Raw genomic sequence first — 15477 nt, forward strand, 5'->3', positions numbered from 1 at the left:
GTCCTCCGTGGGATAGCGCTCCCACGGGGCGCGATCTCCGGGCCGTGGCGAACGCCCGTGCCGATCGTCACCCACCAACGAACCTCGCTTTTCGTCTACGTCGCCACCTCGGGCCGTACTCGACCGGCATGACCGATTCCGCAATGATAACGATTCCGCCACGGCGGGCCACCTGAGCGCGAAATCGAATTGGCCACAGTGTCGTTTGGATACCCGATTCGGGGGTTGTTCCGCCTGGGTATCGGCCGTCCGTGGTGGCCCGGGTTGTCAGCCGCCGCTGTGCATTACGTCGGCGCCGTGCGGAACCGCGGGGTCTTCCGGGTCGTCCAGCCAGCCGTGCGGCAGCGCGACTTTGCCTGGGGAGCCTTGCCTTCCGCGCGGACCCTCGGCGTCCCTGGGGAACGGTGCCGTCGGATCCAGCTGTCCGACAAGGTCTTCCAGCTCGGTGAGCCGGGACACCGACGCGAACGCGCGGCGCAGGTCGGCGCCGACCGGGAAGCCCATCAGGTACCAGGCCATGTGCTTGCGCAGGTCGCGCATGGCCTTGTCCTCGCCGAGGAGTTCGGACAGGAGCGCGCCGTGCCGGTACAACACCTCGCCGACCCGGCCCAGGTTCGGCGGCTCGGGCAGCGGCTCGCCGCGCAGCGCCGCCTGGATCTCGGCGAACAGCCAGGGCCTGCCGAGGCAGCCGCGGCCGACCACGACGCCGTCGCAGCCGGTCTCGTCCATCATCCGGACCGCGTCGGCGGCGGAGAAGATATCGCCGTTGCCGAGCACCGGGATGGTGGCGACGGCCTCCTTGAGGCGCGCGATGGCCGTCCAGTCGGCCTGGCCGGAGTAGCGCTGCGCGGCGGTCCTGGCGTGCAGTGCGACCGCCTGGGCGCCCTCGGCTTCCGCGATGCGCCCGGCGTCGAGGTAGGTCAGGTGGTCGTCGTCGATGCCGATCCGGAACTTCACCGTCACCGGGACGCCCGCCGGCTCCGCGGCGCGCACCATGGCGCGCACGATCCGGCTGAACAGCGCCCGCTTGTACGGCAGCGCCGCGCCGCCGCCGAGCCGGGTGACCTTGGGCACCGGGCAGCCGAAGTTCATGTCGATGTGGTCGGCCCGCCCCTCGCCGACGATGATCCGCACCGCCTCGCCGAGGGTGGCCGGGTCGACGCCGTAGAGTTGCATCGACCGCGGCGACTCGTCCGCGTCGAACGACATCATGTCCAGCGTCTTCTCATTGCGCTCGACCACCGCCCGCGCGGTGATCATCTCGCACACATAGATCGAGGTCGGGCTACCGAATTCGCGGCACAGCTTGCGGAACGCCAGATTCGTGATGCCCGCCATCGGCGCGAGCACCACCGCCGGATCGACCGCATACGGCCCGATCCGCAGCCCACTCTTCGCCCCGGTAGTCATCGTCACGCCCCCCAGTCTCTCATTGCTCGCGAAATAGCCGGTCGTCCCCTCCCCGTTGTGGTGTCAAAATGCAACCATGGTCGGTATGCTGGCAATATGACCACTAGGCCGACTACCCCTGTGACACTTCGTCTGCCGAATGATGTGCATGCGCGCGTTTCCGCCTTGGCGGAGGCGGACCACATCAGCCTCAACGCGGCGTTGGTTCAGGCCGCCGAATTGTGGGCCACCGAGCGTGCCCGCGGTCAGATCGTCGCGTACGCGGTGGACGACGTGATGGCCCGGCGTAGTGAACTGCTGGCGCGATTGCGGGACGCATGATCTACCTGGCCACCGAGGACGTGATCCGAATCAACGGATTGCAACTCGGCGGAAGTCCGGCCGTGCGTGACGTCGGTCTGGTCGCCTCGGCGGTGGCGCGCCCATCGACGATCGCCTTCGGTGTGGAGGCATACCCGGCCGTCGATCAGAAGGCGGCCGCCTTGCTTCACTCCATCATCTGGAACCACCCATTCGTGGATGGCAACGAGCGCACCGGATGGGTGGCGTGCGAGGCATTCCTACTCTCGAACGGATACCGCACCTCGTTGTCCGACGACGAGGCTTTCGACTTGGTGATCAGAACCGCTACGACATGCTCGGACATCGAAGTCGACGACATCGCGGCAGCGTTGCGCGTGTTCTGAGGCCGGGCCGATCGGCCGAATCGAACCGCGCGGCAGTGGCCATCGTCGCAGTGAGCAAGCTCCGTGTCATTGCCATACGCCGAGATCTACGGCCGTTGCATGCCTGCGTAGTTGGGTTCGGGGAGGGCGTTCGACCGGCGGTGGATTGGTAGGTTCGGCTCGAGGGGGATGGTGGGAGGTGGTTGTGGCGGTGCGGACTGTGCCGATCGACTTCGTGCGGTCGGCTGTCGCGACCGCTGAGCGGTTGGGGGTGGATATCGGGCTGTTGCTGGGGCGGGCGGGGGTGGCGCCGGAGTTGCTCGAGCAGGATCGGGCGCGGGTGACGGTGGATCAGGTGGCGGCGACGATGCGGCAGCTGTGGCGGATCACGGGCGACGAGCTGTTCGGGCTCGGTCCGGCGCCGGTGCCGCGCGGGGCGATTCGGCTGGTGGGTTTCGGGCTGGTCGCCTGCCCGGATCTGGGTTCGGCGATCGAGCGGTTCGGGGAGTATCAGCGACTGCTGCCGGGTTTTCCGCCGATGGCGGTGACGACCGAGGGCGGCCGGACTCGATGCACGCTCGACACCAGCGTGCTGGCGGCGGGCGAGGAACTGCTCACCGTCTTCCTGCTGGCGGCCCTGCATCGGATCGTCTCGTGGGGCATAGGTCGCCGAGTAGCCTTGCGGCAGGCCGAATTTCCGTATCCGCGGCCGCGCAATGTCGCCGACTACGACCTCGTCTTCGGCGCCCCGCTCGTCTTCGACGCCGCCATCGCGGCCATCACCTTCGACAGCGAGCTGTTGCGCGCGCCGCTCACCCGATCCGAGGCCGATCTCATCGACTGGACCCGCAACGCCCCCATCGACGTGCTCTCCCGGCGCGACTACGGCACGTCCCTCGCCGAACAGGTGCGCAAGATTCTCACGCGCGGACTGAGCGGCGGCGCGACGGCCGAACGCTGGCCCACCGCCGACGAAGTGGCCAAGCGACTGTCCATGAGCCCGCAAACGGTGCGCCGCAAGCTCGGCGAGGAGGGCACCTCGATCACCCAGATCCGCGAGGACATCCTGCGCGACGCGGCGGTGGCGAGCCTGGTGCGCGGCGACGAGACGGTCGAATCCCTCTCCGCCCGACTGGGTTTCTCCGAACCGAGCGCCTTCCGCCGCGCGTTCCGGCGCTGGACCGGCAGCCCGCCCGGCTCCTATCGAGGTGCCTCACCCGTGTGAATTGTGCAGTGATGCAAAGGTTCCCGCCACGACAGCGAGGCGTAATCCCTACTGCTCGCGCAACCGACGGTGATACCTCTCCCGGATCTCGGGATCGGGCTGCGCGTAAGCCGTTGTCGCCCCGGTGAATCGGGCGACCACGAGCTGCGCCCGGTACGGCAGCAACTGTGCGGACTTGATGATCGCGGCCAGCCTGCGCGGCACGGTCACCAGCGGCTTACCCGTGGCCACCGCCCGCACGATGGCCTGTGCGACGTCCTCGGGGTCGACCGTCGTCATCGGCTCGATCCAGCCCGGCATGTTCGCGCCGGCCGACAGCTCGGTGCGCACGATCCCCGGCAGCACCGCGGAGACCCGCACGCCATGCTCTTTGAGCTCCAGGTGCAGCGCGGAGGTGAAGCCGACCACCGCGTGCTTGGTCGCGCAGTAGGTGGCCAGGCCCGGAAAGCCCTGTGTCCCAGCGAGAGACGCGATATTGATCAGGTGCCCGCCGCCGCGCGCCAGGAATCGCCCGGCGGCCAGCCGCGACCCGTGGACCACCCCGCGCAGGTTGATATCGATGATCCGGTCGGTCATCGCCTCGTCCTCGTCCGCGAACAGCCCCGTCGGCATGATGCCCGCGTTGTTGACGAGCACGTCCAGCGGCCCGAGCGACTCTTCGAGCCGATCGAGGAACGTCGCGAACGACTCGCGGTCCGTGACGTTCAGCGGCAGCCCGATGATCTTGGCGTCCGGGTCGGCGCCGAGCTCGACGGCGGTCTTGGCGACCAGCTCCACGTCGACGTCCCCGATCGCGACCGCGGCGCCCGCCCGGAGAAACGCCTCGGCCGTGGCCCGGCCGATGCCGCGGGCCCCGCCGGTGATGGCGACGACCTTCCCGCCGAGCGAGACCTCGCCATTCGCCGCACCGGTCATCTGCTCGCCTTTCCCACGGATTTCGCCGAAGACGAGCGGGCAGGGGGCATCGATGGTTCAGCGGCCTGTCCGAGCGACCTCGGCGCCTCTGTCCAGTGTCGGCGCTCGGCCGCGCGCCCGCCCGTGCTTTCGGCAATCACGGTGCGGCCGAGCGCCGCTCATCGCTCACAGTCCGCGCGCGATGATCTCCTTCATGATCTCGTTGGTGCCGCCGTAGATCTTCTGGATCCGAGAATCGGTGAAGATCCGCGCGATCGGATACTCGGCCATGTACCCGTAGCCGCCGAACAGCTGCAGGCAGCGGTCGGCCAGAATGTTCTGCTGCTCGGACAGCCACAGCTTGGCCTTGGCCGCGGTCGGGATGTCCAGCTCGCCCGCGACGTGCTTCTCGATGCAGTCGTCGAGGAAGCTCCACCCCACGGTGACCGCCGTATCGCACTCGGCCAGGGTGAATTTGGTGTTCTGGAACGCGAAAAGCGGCTTGCCGAAGGCGTTGCGCTCCTTGGTGTAGTCCAGGGTCAGCTCGACCGTCTTCTCCATCGTCGCCATCGCGGTGACCGCGATGATCAGCCGCTCCTGCGCGAGCTGCTGCATCAGCTGGATGAAGCCCATGTTCTCGGCCTCGCCGAGCAGGTTCGAGCGCGGCACCCGGACGTCGTCGAAGAACAGTTCGCAGGTGTCCTGCCCGTGCTGGCCGATCTTGTGCAGATTGCGCCCGCGCCGGAAGCCCGCCCGGCTCGTCTCCACCGCGATGAGGGACAGCCCGCCCGCGCCGCCCTGCTCGTTGGTCTTGCACACCACCAGCACGAGGTCGGCGAGGAAACCGTTGGAGATGAACGTCTTCGCGCCGTTGACCACGTACTCCTCGCCCTGCACGGTCGCGGTGGTGCGGATCGCCTGCAGATCCGACCCGGTGCCCGGCTCGGTCATCGCGATCGCCGCGACGATCTCGCCGGAGGCCAGCTTCGGCAACCAGGTCTTCTTCTGCTCGTCCGTGCCGTACCCGGCGATGTAGTGCGCGATGATCGTGCTGTGCACCGGCCCGCCGAAGCTGGGCGCCAGCGCGCGAACCTGCTCGATCGCGATCACGGCGTCGTGCCGGAAGTCGCCGCCCCCGCCGCCGTACTCCTCCGGGACGCTCGGGCACAGCAAGCCCAGCTCGCCGGCCCGTAACCAGACGTCGCGGTCGATGTGCTGCTGCCCGGCCCACCGTTCCTCGTGCGGCGCGCATTCCTTGCCGAAGAAGTCGCGCGCCAGTTCGGCCAGCGCGTCCATCTCCGTGTCCATCCACCGTGAGCGGTGCCTTGCCATGTTCACCCGTCCCTTCACCCATCCGAGGCGCGCCCTCGTGCCCTCACCGTAGGAACCACGGGTGCCGGAGAGTAGGACCGATCCGCCCGAATCCGATGACCGCAGCGCTTATATCGCCGCGGCGAAACGCCCGACCGCGGTGCAGCGCCGATAATCGGCGGCGACGCCGAAACTGCCTGGATATCAATGGTCAGCGGTCGGAGAATGCCATTCGAGAAGCCGACTCGAAGATCAACCGGTGTCAACGGAATCAACACGGTCGAACCCCTCCGCGCTTATTGCGGCGGGCAGTGTTTCGACGGTTTAAGGACAACCGGACCGATCTTCGACGCAATAAACCTCGGAAGTCGGCAATACCGCGTGACTGGGCATTAGCCGGACATACGCGAGCCGCCGCCCAGTAATCCGGGCGGCGGCTCGCGTATGTCCGATCCGAGCTAGCTCGCGCTGCTCGCCATCTGGCGTTCGGCCTTGGCGGCCTCGCGGGCGAGCATGCGGTCGCGCTGCTCTTCGAACTTCAGCACGTCCTTGCCGAGCTTGTCGAGGTACGCGCCGAGCCGCTCGCGACAGGCCTCGCCGCGACCGGTGAAGTCGTTGCGCTCGAAGATGTTCCACTTCTTGAGCACCGGCTGCACCACCTCTTCCATGTGCTGGCGCAGGTCGTAGATGCCGTGCTTGGCCATCATGACGCCGTTGCGGCGGAAGTTGGGCATGCCCGCGCCGGGCATCTGGAAGTTCTCCAGGATGAGCGTGATCGCCTCGATCGCCTGATCCGGCGCCAGGTCGAGGGCGGCGCCGCACATGTTGCGGTAGAAGATCATGTGCAGGTTCTCGTCCGCGGCGACGCGCTGGAGCATGCGGTCGGCGATCGGGTCGTCACAGACCTTGCCGGTGTTGCGGTGGCTGACCCGGGTGGCCAGTTCCTGGAAGGTCACGTACGCGACGGAGTGCAGGAAGCCCGCGTCGGCGTCGGCCGGCGACGCGAAACCGTTGGTCATGTGGATCATCCTGGCCTCTTCGAGGGCGACCGGATCCACGCCGCGGGTGACCACCAGGTAGTCCCGCATCACGATGCCGTGCCGGTTCTCCTCCGCGGTCCAGCGGCCGACCCACGTACCCCACGCGCCGTCCTGCGAGAAGTTCTCGGCGATCTCGCGGTGGTAAGAGGGCAGGTTGTCCTCGGTGAGCAGGTTGGTGATCATGGCGGCCTTCGCCACCTCGCTCAACCGAGACTGCTCGGGGTCCCAGTCGACGCCCCCGAGTGCGGCGAAATTGCGGCCTTCGTCCCACGGGACGTAGTCGTGCGGATGCCATTCCTTTGCCAAGGAGAGATGCCGGTTGACGTTTTCTGCGGCAACCGGCTCCAACTCCGTCAGAAGCTCGAGTTGAGTCAGATCCCTTGCCATGTATGAGCCCTTCAGTCTGTGCGTCCGGTCGTGCTGGTCATCCCCCCAAGGTAGACCGATGTCGTGCGGCCATACCTTACGGCACCGTAGGTGTGATGCGAAACGCATCCGGAAGCCTGTTGATGCCCCGTGATGCACGTCATACGCCGTCGTTGGCGCTCGGCGAGCACTGTCGAGTGTATGGCTTCTCCGCGCGGCCAGGGGACTATCGCCATGGGTCCGCGCGGTGTTAGCTCGGCGTGCCGTATGGCACACAGTGGGTGGGGGAGTTCGGCTGTGAGCCCCCACAAAATTGGCGATCCTTGTCGCTCAGCGCTTCCCGCCGAAGAGTCCGCCGAGCACGTTGCCCAGCGCGCCGCCGGCGTTCTTCGCCAACGCCTCGCCGATTGCCGCGCCGATGCCACCGCCCTTGCCGCTGCCGCCGAGCAGCCCGCCGAGCACGTCGCCGATGCCGCCGTTGCCGGACTGCGGCTGGGTCTGCGGCGCGGCGTTGCCCCCGCCTCCGGTCAGCTGCTTGGCCAGGTAGGCGAGCACGATCGGGGCGAGGATGGGCATCAGCTTGGCGATGAGGTCGTTGCCGCCGGTGCCCTCCGCCGCGCCGAGAGTGTCGATCACCGTGTTCTTGTCCGCGCCGAAGACGTTCTGGACGATCTTCGCGCCGTCGGCGGTGTCGACCTTGTCGAGATCGACCTGTCCCTCGCCCTCGACCAGGTCGCCGTGGTCGTTCAGCGCGCCGACGAGCGAGGCCGCGCCCTCGGGCTCGGTCGCGTTGGCGTGCAGCCCGCCCAGCAGCGTGGGCAGTGCCGCTGTGACCGCGTTCGTCGCGGTGCCCTCGTCGACGCCGAGTTTCGCGGCGATCTGGGCTACGGGTACCTGGGAGAGCAAATCGTCGAAGGAAGTCATCGGCTCCGCCTTGTCGAGGGATGACCGGGAGTGCCCCGCGTCCGCGCTCAGGGTAGGGGAATGGCCGGACAGAGGGTAGTTTCGCCGAACCCGCGCCGGGGCGCGTCGTCGGTGCGGACCGGGCCTTTCGGTGGCGGGAACCCTTATCATCGGCTCCGCCGGAGACCAGAGCGGGCGCCCGGTGCGAGACCGGGCGCCCGATGTGTGCCCCCAGTAGGGCTCGAACCTACGACCTGCGGATTAAAAGTCCGTAGCTCTACCAACTGAGCTATAGGGGCGCGGTGGGCAAGTGTAGTGGGCGTCGCGCGCTGGCCCAAATGTGGGGAGTGGGTCGGCGTGGGGCGTCCGTGCCCCGGTCGGCCTCGGTTCGGATCGCGATGATCGGCCGACGGTGGCAATGTATCGCTGAGACTTGTTGTCGCGCCTGGTAACGCGCGATGTGTGGGGCGCGATCTTGCCGGTAAACATATGGTACCCAACTTTGTTCATGGCACGCACAATTGGCTACCATCCAATGATGTTGGCCAGCAATAGGTTTCGATTCGCAAGGGGCGCAGGGTGGCGCCTCGGGCGTGGTACGCGGGCGGGCGCGCTGTCGATCGCCGGCGTTCCGGTCGGCCGGACTCCTCGGATGAACGTTGCTGGGACGCTGTCGAATTGGGGCTCGGGTACAGAGGGAAGCTTGGTTGCGTAATGTTTGCTGTAACAGTAAACCGAACCGGTCAGTTATCTGACTCGTCGGTTTGCCGCGTGTCGGGTGGGGTTTCCGGGTACGGTGACGACTTGATGAATTCGACAAGGAACGTCTACTCGTCCGGCGATTCGGAATTCGTCTTATCGTTGATGTGCCCGAACGTGTCGCGACCGGTCCGGCCGATCGTGGCTTCCCTGAAGACAACGCCGCAGGAGGCAGATCCGAGACGAAGAAATACCCGGGTGCGCACCCCCTGCAGCGCACCCGGGCAGGAAAACTATACCAGCTGGTGTGTTTCAGGTTTTTCGCAAGTTTTCGTACCGAAAGTTTGAAACTGGGCGAAAACCCGGTTTGAAGTATTGATAAAACTCATAACTTCGCGCCAAGGGCCCGTTCCTTTGGGGGTGGCTGTTTGGCGGCGAGTAGGCTTCGGAGGCGTTTCGAGCATGGCACGGCAGCAAGAGCGGGCCCGCCGGACACGTGCGGCGATTATCAGGTCCGCCGCCGTTGAGTTCGGGAAGAGCGGCTATGCCGCTGCATCGCTCAACCGCATATTGGAAGGGTCGCGTGCCACCAAGGGCGCCATGTACTTCCATTTCGATTCCAAGGAAGATCTCGCGCGCGCCGTACTGGAGACGGCGGTCGAACGCTATCGCGCCTCGGCCGAGCGTTGGCTCGGGCGAACAGATCTCGGACCACTGGACGTCATGCACGGCATGATCGACGAGATGGCGTTACGGCTCGAGCACGACATCATCGTGCAGGCCGAATACCGGTTGATCATCGAGCCCGACTTCTATCGGGACGTGCAGACCGGCGGCGGGCGGATCCTCGGGCGCGCCACCCGCGCGCTCACCGTCCGCGCCATCGACCAGGGGCAACTGCGCGCCGACGCGGACGCCGACCGGTTCACCCGCACGCTGACCGCGGCCCTGGCCGGGCAGCGCTACATGGTCGACGCGCACAGCACCGGCATCGACCTGCGCGCCCGCTTCGAGGAGGCGCTCGAGGTGGTCATCGACTCCATGGCCACCCCCGAGTGGGCGGAGAAGTTCCGCAACGACGGCTGGCGCACGCACGCCCGCCTCGAAGAGCTCAGTTTGGGGCTCTGACCAGCCGGTTTGGGAAACGAGTCCGGTCTGTCATAAGCTAACCGGGCTCCCAACGGAACGCCGTTGAAGCCGGATCCGGAGAAATCCGGGGACGAGCCCCCTTCGTCTAGCGGCCTAGGACGCCGCCCTTTCAAGGCGGTAGCGCGGGTTCGAATCCCGTAGGGGGTACGGTCTTCGGATCGTTGGTAGCAACGCAAGGCCCTGTGGCGCAGTTGGTTAGCGCGCCGCCCTGTCACGGCGGAGGTCGCGGGTTCGAGTCCCGTCAGGGTCGCAAGTGAGGCGCCGGAGCAATCCGGCGTTTCGCGTATGGCATTCAACTCGGGTGCCTGCGGCCAGGTAGCTCAGTTGGTACGAGCGTCCGCCTGAAAAGCGGAAGGTCGCCGGTTCGATCCCGGCCCTGGCCACTTCACTCGTAGGCGAGCCCTGCACGCAGAGTGCGCGTGCGGGCTCGTTTCGTTCGTATTTTGTGGGGGTGCAACCCCCACGCCCCGCTCGGCGGGGCTTCGCCCCCCGAACCCCCCTTGAGAGTGGTTGCGTTCGGTGGGCCGCTTACGTGGGAGTGTTCGGTGGGGCGCTTGCGTGAAAGTGTGCGGTGGTGGGGCGCTTGCGTGGAGTGTTGGTAGGCGCCAGCGCGGTTGTGCCGGAGTTCGGCGGCGCGTTTTCCGGAGGATTGCGCGGTCTGCTCGCTTCTCTGCTGTTGCGCTTCCTCTGTGGTGGGCGGTCTTGCCCCACTTGCCGATCTCGGTCTTCGGCTCTAGATCCTTCTCATCGATTCGGCCCCGTTGTCGATGGCGGTGGCTCGCGTGCCGATCTCGAGCGGTGCCATCGTCATGGTCTGCCGCCTCGCGCGAAGACGTCTGTGTAAGCGCGAAAGTGTCTGCGATTCAACGGTTTCGGGCGAGGTCGGCGTAGGGTGGGGGCACCTCCGGCTCAGGGGCGGCATGGAATCGGTCCAGCCATGCCGTGCCGAGAAGGGAGGTGGTGGGCATGGCGAAACATCGCCGGAAAAAGCAAGAGGCTCCGGTCGATTACGGCATCACCTTGACCGTTGCTGCTGTAATCGCCGGAGCGCTCGTGCTGGTCCGCTGGTTTAGGGGCTAGACCCACCTGGTAGGGCGTCGACAGCCATCGGCGTCCTACCGCCAGCATCACTTGCGTGACGGCTCCATAGTACTACGGGTGGCGGACTAGGCCCTGTTGTCGGAATTGTGCGGCAGGGTGTTCGCTCGATCTACGCGGGATCGGAACGTAACTGGCCGGTGCTTGCCAGGTCATCGAGGATCAGCTGGTCTACGGGGGAGACTCGGTGTCGGTCGGCATAGGAGAGCCAGGCCAGTTCCTCGATCTCGTTGCCGGGTGCCAAGGTGCCGTGATAGTCCGCGCGGTAGCAGGTCATCCGTACGGTGACGCCCTCGGCGTGGCCGTGGGCCTGTGCCTCGTACACGCCGAACAGCTCGATTGTGTTGGGGTCCAGCGACACCGAGAGCTCCTCATCGATCTCGCGAAGGAGGGCCTGGATGTCGTCTTCGCCGGCCTCCGGCTTCCCGCCCGGAACGTAGTAGGCGTCCTTGCCCCGTGATCGGGTGCTCAGTAGCTCCCCGTTCTCCACTCGAATCCAAGCCACTTTGCCGATCACGGTACCCATGGCGCCCATTCTCTCGAACCGGGTGATCCCCCGTTGCGGGATCGACGCTTACCGGGTGGTCGGCCGGCTGCCCCGTCGGCAGAGCCATCGCGCGCCTGGGGCGGGCTGTTTGGGTGGGCGGCTGAAGGCATTGACGGTTAGATAACTGCGTATCGGCGGTTGTGGGGCAGGCATCTGGATCTACTGGAAGAACATCTGGAGCGACGGAGGCGGGAATGAGTCGGGCGGAACTTTGGACCGAGGGGGAGCGGCCGGCGGTGCGGTTGGAACGGGAGTTGGCGGATCCGCCTTCGGTGGTGTGGCGGGCCATTACGGAGCGGGAACAGTTGCGGGTGTGGTTTCCGTGCGACGTCGAGGTGGTCGGCGGGGTGTGGGAGGTCGGCGCGGCGCTGCGGTTCGATTTCGGCGAAATGACGCTGGAGGGCGAGGTATTCGCGGTGGATGAGCCGACGTTGTTGGTGTTCAGTTGGGGTGCGGAACGGCTGCGGTTCGAGTTGACTCCGCACGGGGCCGGCACTCGGCTCGTGCTGACCGACGAACTCGCTCCGGATGCGGCGGCTCGAAACGCGGCGGGTTGGGATGTGTGTCTGGACCGTCTCGCCTGGCGCGAACCGAGTGATTGGCAGTCACTCTTCGATACCTACGTCGCGGCGTTCGAACCTCTGGTGGGTCCGCAAGCCGGTCCGCCGACCGCCTGATCCATCTCGCGGCGAGGTAATAGTGTTCTCGGTCGGCGGATCGAACCCTCGAGCCTCGTAACGGCCGCAATGGCAATCTGTTTCGGGCGGTTGAAGGCCGCTGTGCGGATCATCACGCGACGCGGACCGACCGCATTACGCGTACTTTTCGTAATCTTCGGCACCGGCGACCGCAACAATTCGGACATCGACTGCCCGCCACATCCACTGATGATCTTGGAAATGGCGGCGGGGAGGGGGAGACGGTGGAATGCTGGGGGGTATGGCTGAGCGCTGGTATTACTGCTTGAAGCACAAGCGTGCCGAAAAGGGGCGGCAGTGCTGGTTCCAGGATCGGATGGGGCCGTATCCGGATCAGGCGACCGCGGAACGGGCGCTGGAGATCGTGAAGGCGCGTAATGCGGAGGCCGACGCGGGGGACGCGGATTGACGCGTCGGTGATCGGGGCGGGTAGTGCGGTGTGCGACAAGTGATCTGGTAGCCACGGGGGCGTAGCGCGCGGAAAACGCACGACAATCCTGATCTTGTAGTGGGCGATGGCTCGTACGCGGTCGCGGCGAGCGGGTATATCCACTCAGGTCTCGTTCAGTTCGATCAAGTACGGTTTCTCAGAACTCAAACGAATGCTCGGTGGTCCTGACGTGGGCTGCGGGCTGGACCAGGATCAGCAGGGAGGGCGACCCTTGAGGGTTACCGTTGTTGTGCCGACCTACAACGAGCGGGAAAATCTGCCGGTTGCGGTGGAGCGGTTGACCGCGCTGCCGGTGCCCGACCTGCACGTGCTGGTGGTCGACGACAGCTCGCCGGACGGCACCGGTGACGTCGCCGACAAGCTGGCCGCCGAGCTGCCGAACGTGGTGGGCGTGCTGCACCGCACCGAGAAGGACGGCCTCGGCCGGGCCTACATCGCGGGCATCACGCGGGCGCTGGACGAGGGCGCGGACGTGGTGATCCAGATGGACGCCGACCTGTCGCACCCGGCCGAGGTGATCCCGGCGATGCTGGAGAAACTGACGACCACCGACGCGGGCGTGGTGCTCGGCTCGCGCTACGTGCCGGGCGGCTCGACGGCCGACGAGTGGAAGTGGCACCGCAAGGCGCTGTCGGCATGGGCGAACTTCTATGTGAACCTGATCCTGCGGCTGGGCGTGAAGGACGCCACCGCGGGGTTCAAGGCGTGGAAGGCGGAGACGCTGCGCGCCATCGACGTGGCCTCGATCCGCAGCAACGGCTACTCGTTCCAGGTCGAGATGAACTACCGGACGGTCAAGAAGGGCATCGAGATCGCCGAGGTGCCGATCCGTTTCGAGGAGCGCACGCTGGGCGCCTCCAAGATGAGCCTGAAGGTGCAGCTGGAGTCGGCGCTGATGCCGTGGAAGCTGCTCTTCGGCCGCTCGGTCTAGCCGATACGACCAGGGCCCCGCATCCAATGGATGTGGGGCCCTGCGTCGTTCGGTGGCGGTTCAGCGGGCGGACAGTCCACGGCGCATCGCTTCCAGTCCGACGACGAGCACCGGCGCCAGCACCAGGTGCATGACCGACAGCGCGACGGTGGTCACGGTGTCGAACTCGGCGGCGACGGTCAGTCCGATGGTCGCGACCGCGAGCACGGCGCCGACGACCTGGGCGACCCGCAGCGCGCCGAACCAGAAGTAGGACACCAGCGCGGCCAGGGTCATGCCGATGAGCAGCGGCACCCCGGAGGACACGATGACGGTGCCCGCGCCGACGGAGGTGGTGACGCCCTGGTCGACGACCTCGAAGGAGCCGCCGGCGGCCTCGCCGAGCAACCAGACGACCAGGTTGGCGGCGACCGCGACGGCGACGCTGCCGAGGACCGCGGTCGGCCGGTTGACGGCGGGGATCCGCAGGGCGGGTGTGGTGGTGGATGCGATGGTCATGGTGTTCTCCTCATCCGAAGCTGTGGTGCTCGGTACTGAGAACAATCCTGAAACCTGAACATTTCTTGAGGTCAACCCGAGGCGCTGTGCGGAGTCTCACCCGGTGCGGAACGGCCCCAACGGAATTCGGTGCGGCGAGCGGGTGTTTGCGCGCGATCAGTCCGGTTCGGGCCAGTTCAGCAACGTGTCCAGATACAGTTGGCGGACCGCCGCCACCTTGTCGTCCATGTCGTCGGGGCGCCAACCGCTGACATCGATCGGGTCGAGGATCGCGACGTCGACGATGCCGGGGCGCGCGACCATCGAGTTGCGCCAGCAGATTTCGCCGGCATTGCGGATGACGATGGGGATGACCGGCACGCCCGCCTGGATGGCGATATGGAACGCGCCCTTCTTGAACGGCCCGACCTCCGGCGTGTAGGAGCGGGTGCCCTCGGGGGCGACGGCGATCGACAGCCCGCCGCGCAGCGTCTCGACCACCGGCGCGAGCGCGGCCTTGGCCTTGTCGGTGCTCGACCGGTCGATGAAGGTCACGCCGACGAAGCGCATGAGCGGGCCGAAGATCGGATTGCGGGTCAGTTCCTTCTTCCCGATGCCGGTGACACCGCCGCCGAGCACCTCGGGAACGATGATGATGTCGAACTGGCTCTGATGGTTGAACAGGAACACCGCGGGCCGCGGCGCTCGCGCGTGTTCGGCCCCGGTCACCCGAAGGCGCACGCCGGCGACGCGCAACGTATTGCCCGCGGCGTGCTCCAGCAGCGCGTCGGCCATCTGCCGGTGGTCCTTGGTCGGCGACTTGGCCGCCACGCCGTATAACGCACCGCCGAGCAGTCCCGCGAAACCCGCTGTGGTGCGGGCGTAATCAGCGGGACGCGGGGCGAGGCGCGGCCGGAAGCGCATGGTCGGCCACTTGTGTTCGGCGGCCGCGGTGGTGAGCCCCTCGTCGGCGTTCACCGCCACCGGACGGCCGACCGCGGCCAGTAGCGGTAGATCGGCGGCGCTGTCGGCGTAGGCGTAACTGCCGGCGAGATCCACCTCGTGCGCGGCGGCGAATCCGCGAACGGCCCCGGCCTTCCCGTTGCGCCACAGTGTCTTTCCGTCCGGATAGCCAGTGAGGATGCCGTCCTGAGCCGCCATCGGGGTGCACAGGACGTGCTCGATGCCGAGCTCGGCGGCCGCGGGCGCGACCTGGAAGCGGGTCAGCGAGCTGGCCAGCACCACGGTGTGCCCCGCCGCCTGATGTGTCCGGATCAGTTGCCACGCTTCGGGATACAGGTGGCCGTAGGTCGTGCGGCGGAACAGCCGCTCGCCGAGCGCATCCATCTCGTGCTCCGGCTTGCCCGCGAGCACCCCGGCGAGCCGGCTCAGAAACCGTCCGTACTCGCCGTCGGTCGTGCCGTTGCGAACGCCGTCGAGCAGCACGTCCTCGACGCCCCGCCGGAACAGCCGCCGCAGCACCCCACGGCGCGCGAACCCGTCGATGACGGTGCCGCCGAAGTCGAAGACCGCGGCGACCCCCGGTCCCTGCGGCCCGGAACGGATCTCGGCGATCACCCGGTGCAGATCGTCGCTCACCGGGTCTCCCTGTT

At 67.0% G+C, this 15477-nt stretch carries 15 protein-coding genes and 4 tRNA genes; 10 read left to right on the forward strand and 9 right to left on the reverse strand.

The window, feature by feature from the left end; genetic code table 11:
- Nucleotides 1–267 precede the first annotated feature (267 nt).
- Entirely contained in the window at nucleotides 268–1410 is a 1143-nt protein-coding gene (gene dusB / locus ON39_RS03720) for a tRNA dihydrouridine synthase DusB (protein ID WP_040730922.1), read from the reverse strand.
- 165 nt (nucleotides 1411–1575) lie between these two features.
- Between dusB and ON39_RS48400 the strand changes: the two genes are divergently transcribed.
- From ON39_RS48400 to ON39_RS03730, 3 genes are all read left to right on the forward strand, one after another.
- Nucleotides 1576–1731 (forward strand): hypothetical protein, encoded by a 156-nt coding sequence (locus ON39_RS48400; RefSeq protein WP_157195401.1) that lies wholly within the window; start codon nucleotides 1576–1578, stop codon nucleotides 1729–1731.
- Nucleotides 1728–2096: a type II toxin-antitoxin system death-on-curing family toxin gene (locus ON39_RS03725; protein WP_040730924.1), complete on the forward strand. Its 369-nt coding sequence runs from the start codon at nucleotides 1728–1730 to the stop codon at nucleotides 2094–2096. The genes ON39_RS48400 and ON39_RS03725 overlap by 4 nt, the downstream gene beginning before the upstream one ends.
- A 184-nt stretch (nucleotides 2097–2280) precedes the next feature.
- Nucleotides 2281–3300, forward strand: a complete 1020-nt coding sequence (locus tag ON39_RS03730; RefSeq protein WP_040730927.1) for an AraC family transcriptional regulator — start codon at nucleotides 2281–2283, stop codon at nucleotides 3298–3300.
- Between the two features lie 48 nt (nucleotides 3301–3348).
- On the opposite strand, the gene ON39_RS03735 is transcribed toward ON39_RS03730, so the two are convergent.
- From ON39_RS03735 to ON39_RS03755, 5 genes are all read right to left on the reverse strand, one after another.
- On the reverse strand, nucleotides 3349–4215 hold the full coding sequence (locus tag ON39_RS03735; RefSeq protein WP_040730929.1) for an SDR family oxidoreductase: 867 nt from the start codon (nucleotides 4213–4215) through the stop codon (nucleotides 3349–3351).
- A 165-nt stretch (nucleotides 4216–4380) separates the two neighbouring features.
- Nucleotides 4381–5502, reverse strand: a complete 1122-nt coding sequence (locus ON39_RS03740; RefSeq protein WP_246002853.1) for an acyl-CoA dehydrogenase family protein — start codon at nucleotides 5500–5502, stop codon at nucleotides 4381–4383.
- Between the two features lie 461 nt (nucleotides 5503–5963).
- Nucleotides 5964–6932 (reverse strand): acyl-ACP desaturase, encoded by a 969-nt coding sequence (locus tag ON39_RS03745; protein ID WP_040730933.1) that lies wholly within the window; start codon nucleotides 6930–6932, stop codon nucleotides 5964–5966.
- A 309-nt stretch (nucleotides 6933–7241) separates the two neighbouring features.
- Nucleotides 7242–7835: a DUF937 domain-containing protein gene (locus ON39_RS03750; protein WP_040730934.1), complete on the reverse strand. Its 594-nt coding sequence runs from the start codon at nucleotides 7833–7835 to the stop codon at nucleotides 7242–7244.
- A 205-nt stretch (nucleotides 7836–8040) separates the two neighbouring features.
- Nucleotides 8041–8113: transfer RNA gene (locus ON39_RS03755), tRNA-Lys, on the reverse strand.
- Nucleotides 8114–8975: 862 nt separating this feature from the next.
- Here ON39_RS03755 and ON39_RS03760 point away from each other — a divergent pair.
- The 4 genes from ON39_RS03760 (at nucleotide 8976) to ON39_RS03775 (ending at nucleotide 10045) form a co-directional block, all read left to right on the forward strand.
- On the forward strand, nucleotides 8976–9641 hold the full coding sequence (locus tag ON39_RS03760; RefSeq protein ID WP_040730937.1) for a TetR family transcriptional regulator: 666 nt from the start codon (nucleotides 8976–8978) through the stop codon (nucleotides 9639–9641).
- Nucleotides 9642–9736: 95 nt separating this feature from the next.
- Nucleotides 9737–9809, forward strand: a tRNA-Glu gene (locus ON39_RS03765).
- Between the two features lie 29 nt (nucleotides 9810–9838).
- Nucleotides 9839–9912: transfer RNA gene (locus ON39_RS03770), tRNA-Asp, on the forward strand.
- A gap of 59 nt (nucleotides 9913–9971) precedes the next feature.
- Nucleotides 9972–10045: transfer RNA gene (locus ON39_RS03775), tRNA-Phe, on the forward strand.
- Nucleotides 10046–10872: 827 nt separating this feature from the next.
- On the opposite strand, the gene ON39_RS03780 is transcribed toward ON39_RS03775, so the two are convergent.
- Nucleotides 10873–11286, reverse strand: coding sequence for an NUDIX hydrolase (locus ON39_RS03780; RefSeq protein WP_040730948.1), 414 nt, complete (start codon nucleotides 11284–11286; stop codon nucleotides 10873–10875).
- A gap of 215 nt (nucleotides 11287–11501) precedes the next feature.
- Here ON39_RS03780 and ON39_RS03785 point away from each other — a divergent pair, with 215 nt between their 5' ends.
- The 3 genes from ON39_RS03785 (at nucleotide 11502) to ON39_RS03795 (ending at nucleotide 13387) form a co-directional block, all read left to right on the forward strand.
- Entirely contained in the window at nucleotides 11502–11984 is a 483-nt protein-coding gene (locus ON39_RS03785) for an SRPBCC domain-containing protein (RefSeq protein WP_040730940.1), read from the forward strand.
- 286 nt (nucleotides 11985–12270) lie between these two features.
- The gene (locus tag ON39_RS49600; protein ID WP_169335856.1) at nucleotides 12271–12414 is read left to right on the forward strand and encodes a hypothetical protein; all 144 of its coding nucleotides are present in this window, start codon (nucleotides 12271–12273) and stop codon (nucleotides 12412–12414) included.
- Nucleotides 12415–12685: 271 nt separating this feature from the next.
- Nucleotides 12686–13387 (forward strand): polyprenol monophosphomannose synthase, encoded by a 702-nt coding sequence (locus ON39_RS03795; RefSeq protein ID WP_040730944.1) that lies wholly within the window; start codon nucleotides 12686–12688, stop codon nucleotides 13385–13387.
- Between the two features lie 60 nt (nucleotides 13388–13447).
- On the opposite strand, the gene ON39_RS03800 is transcribed toward ON39_RS03795, so the two are convergent.
- Both ON39_RS03800 and ON39_RS03805 read right to left on the reverse strand, forming a co-directional pair.
- Entirely contained in the window at nucleotides 13448–13885 is a 438-nt protein-coding gene (locus ON39_RS03800; protein ID WP_040730946.1) for a DUF6069 family protein, read from the reverse strand.
- Between the two features lie 156 nt (nucleotides 13886–14041).
- The gene (locus ON39_RS03805; protein ID WP_051186269.1) at nucleotides 14042–15463 is read right to left on the reverse strand and encodes an HAD-IB family hydrolase; all 1422 of its coding nucleotides are present in this window, start codon (nucleotides 15461–15463) and stop codon (nucleotides 14042–14044) included.
- Nucleotides 15464–15477 lie beyond the last annotated feature (14 nt).

The sequence above is a fragment of the Nocardia tenerifensis NBRC 101015 genome, assembly GCF_000308715.1.
In the GTDB taxonomy this organism is placed as follows: Bacteria; Actinomycetota; Actinomycetes; order Mycobacteriales; family Mycobacteriaceae; genus Nocardia; species Nocardia tenerifensis.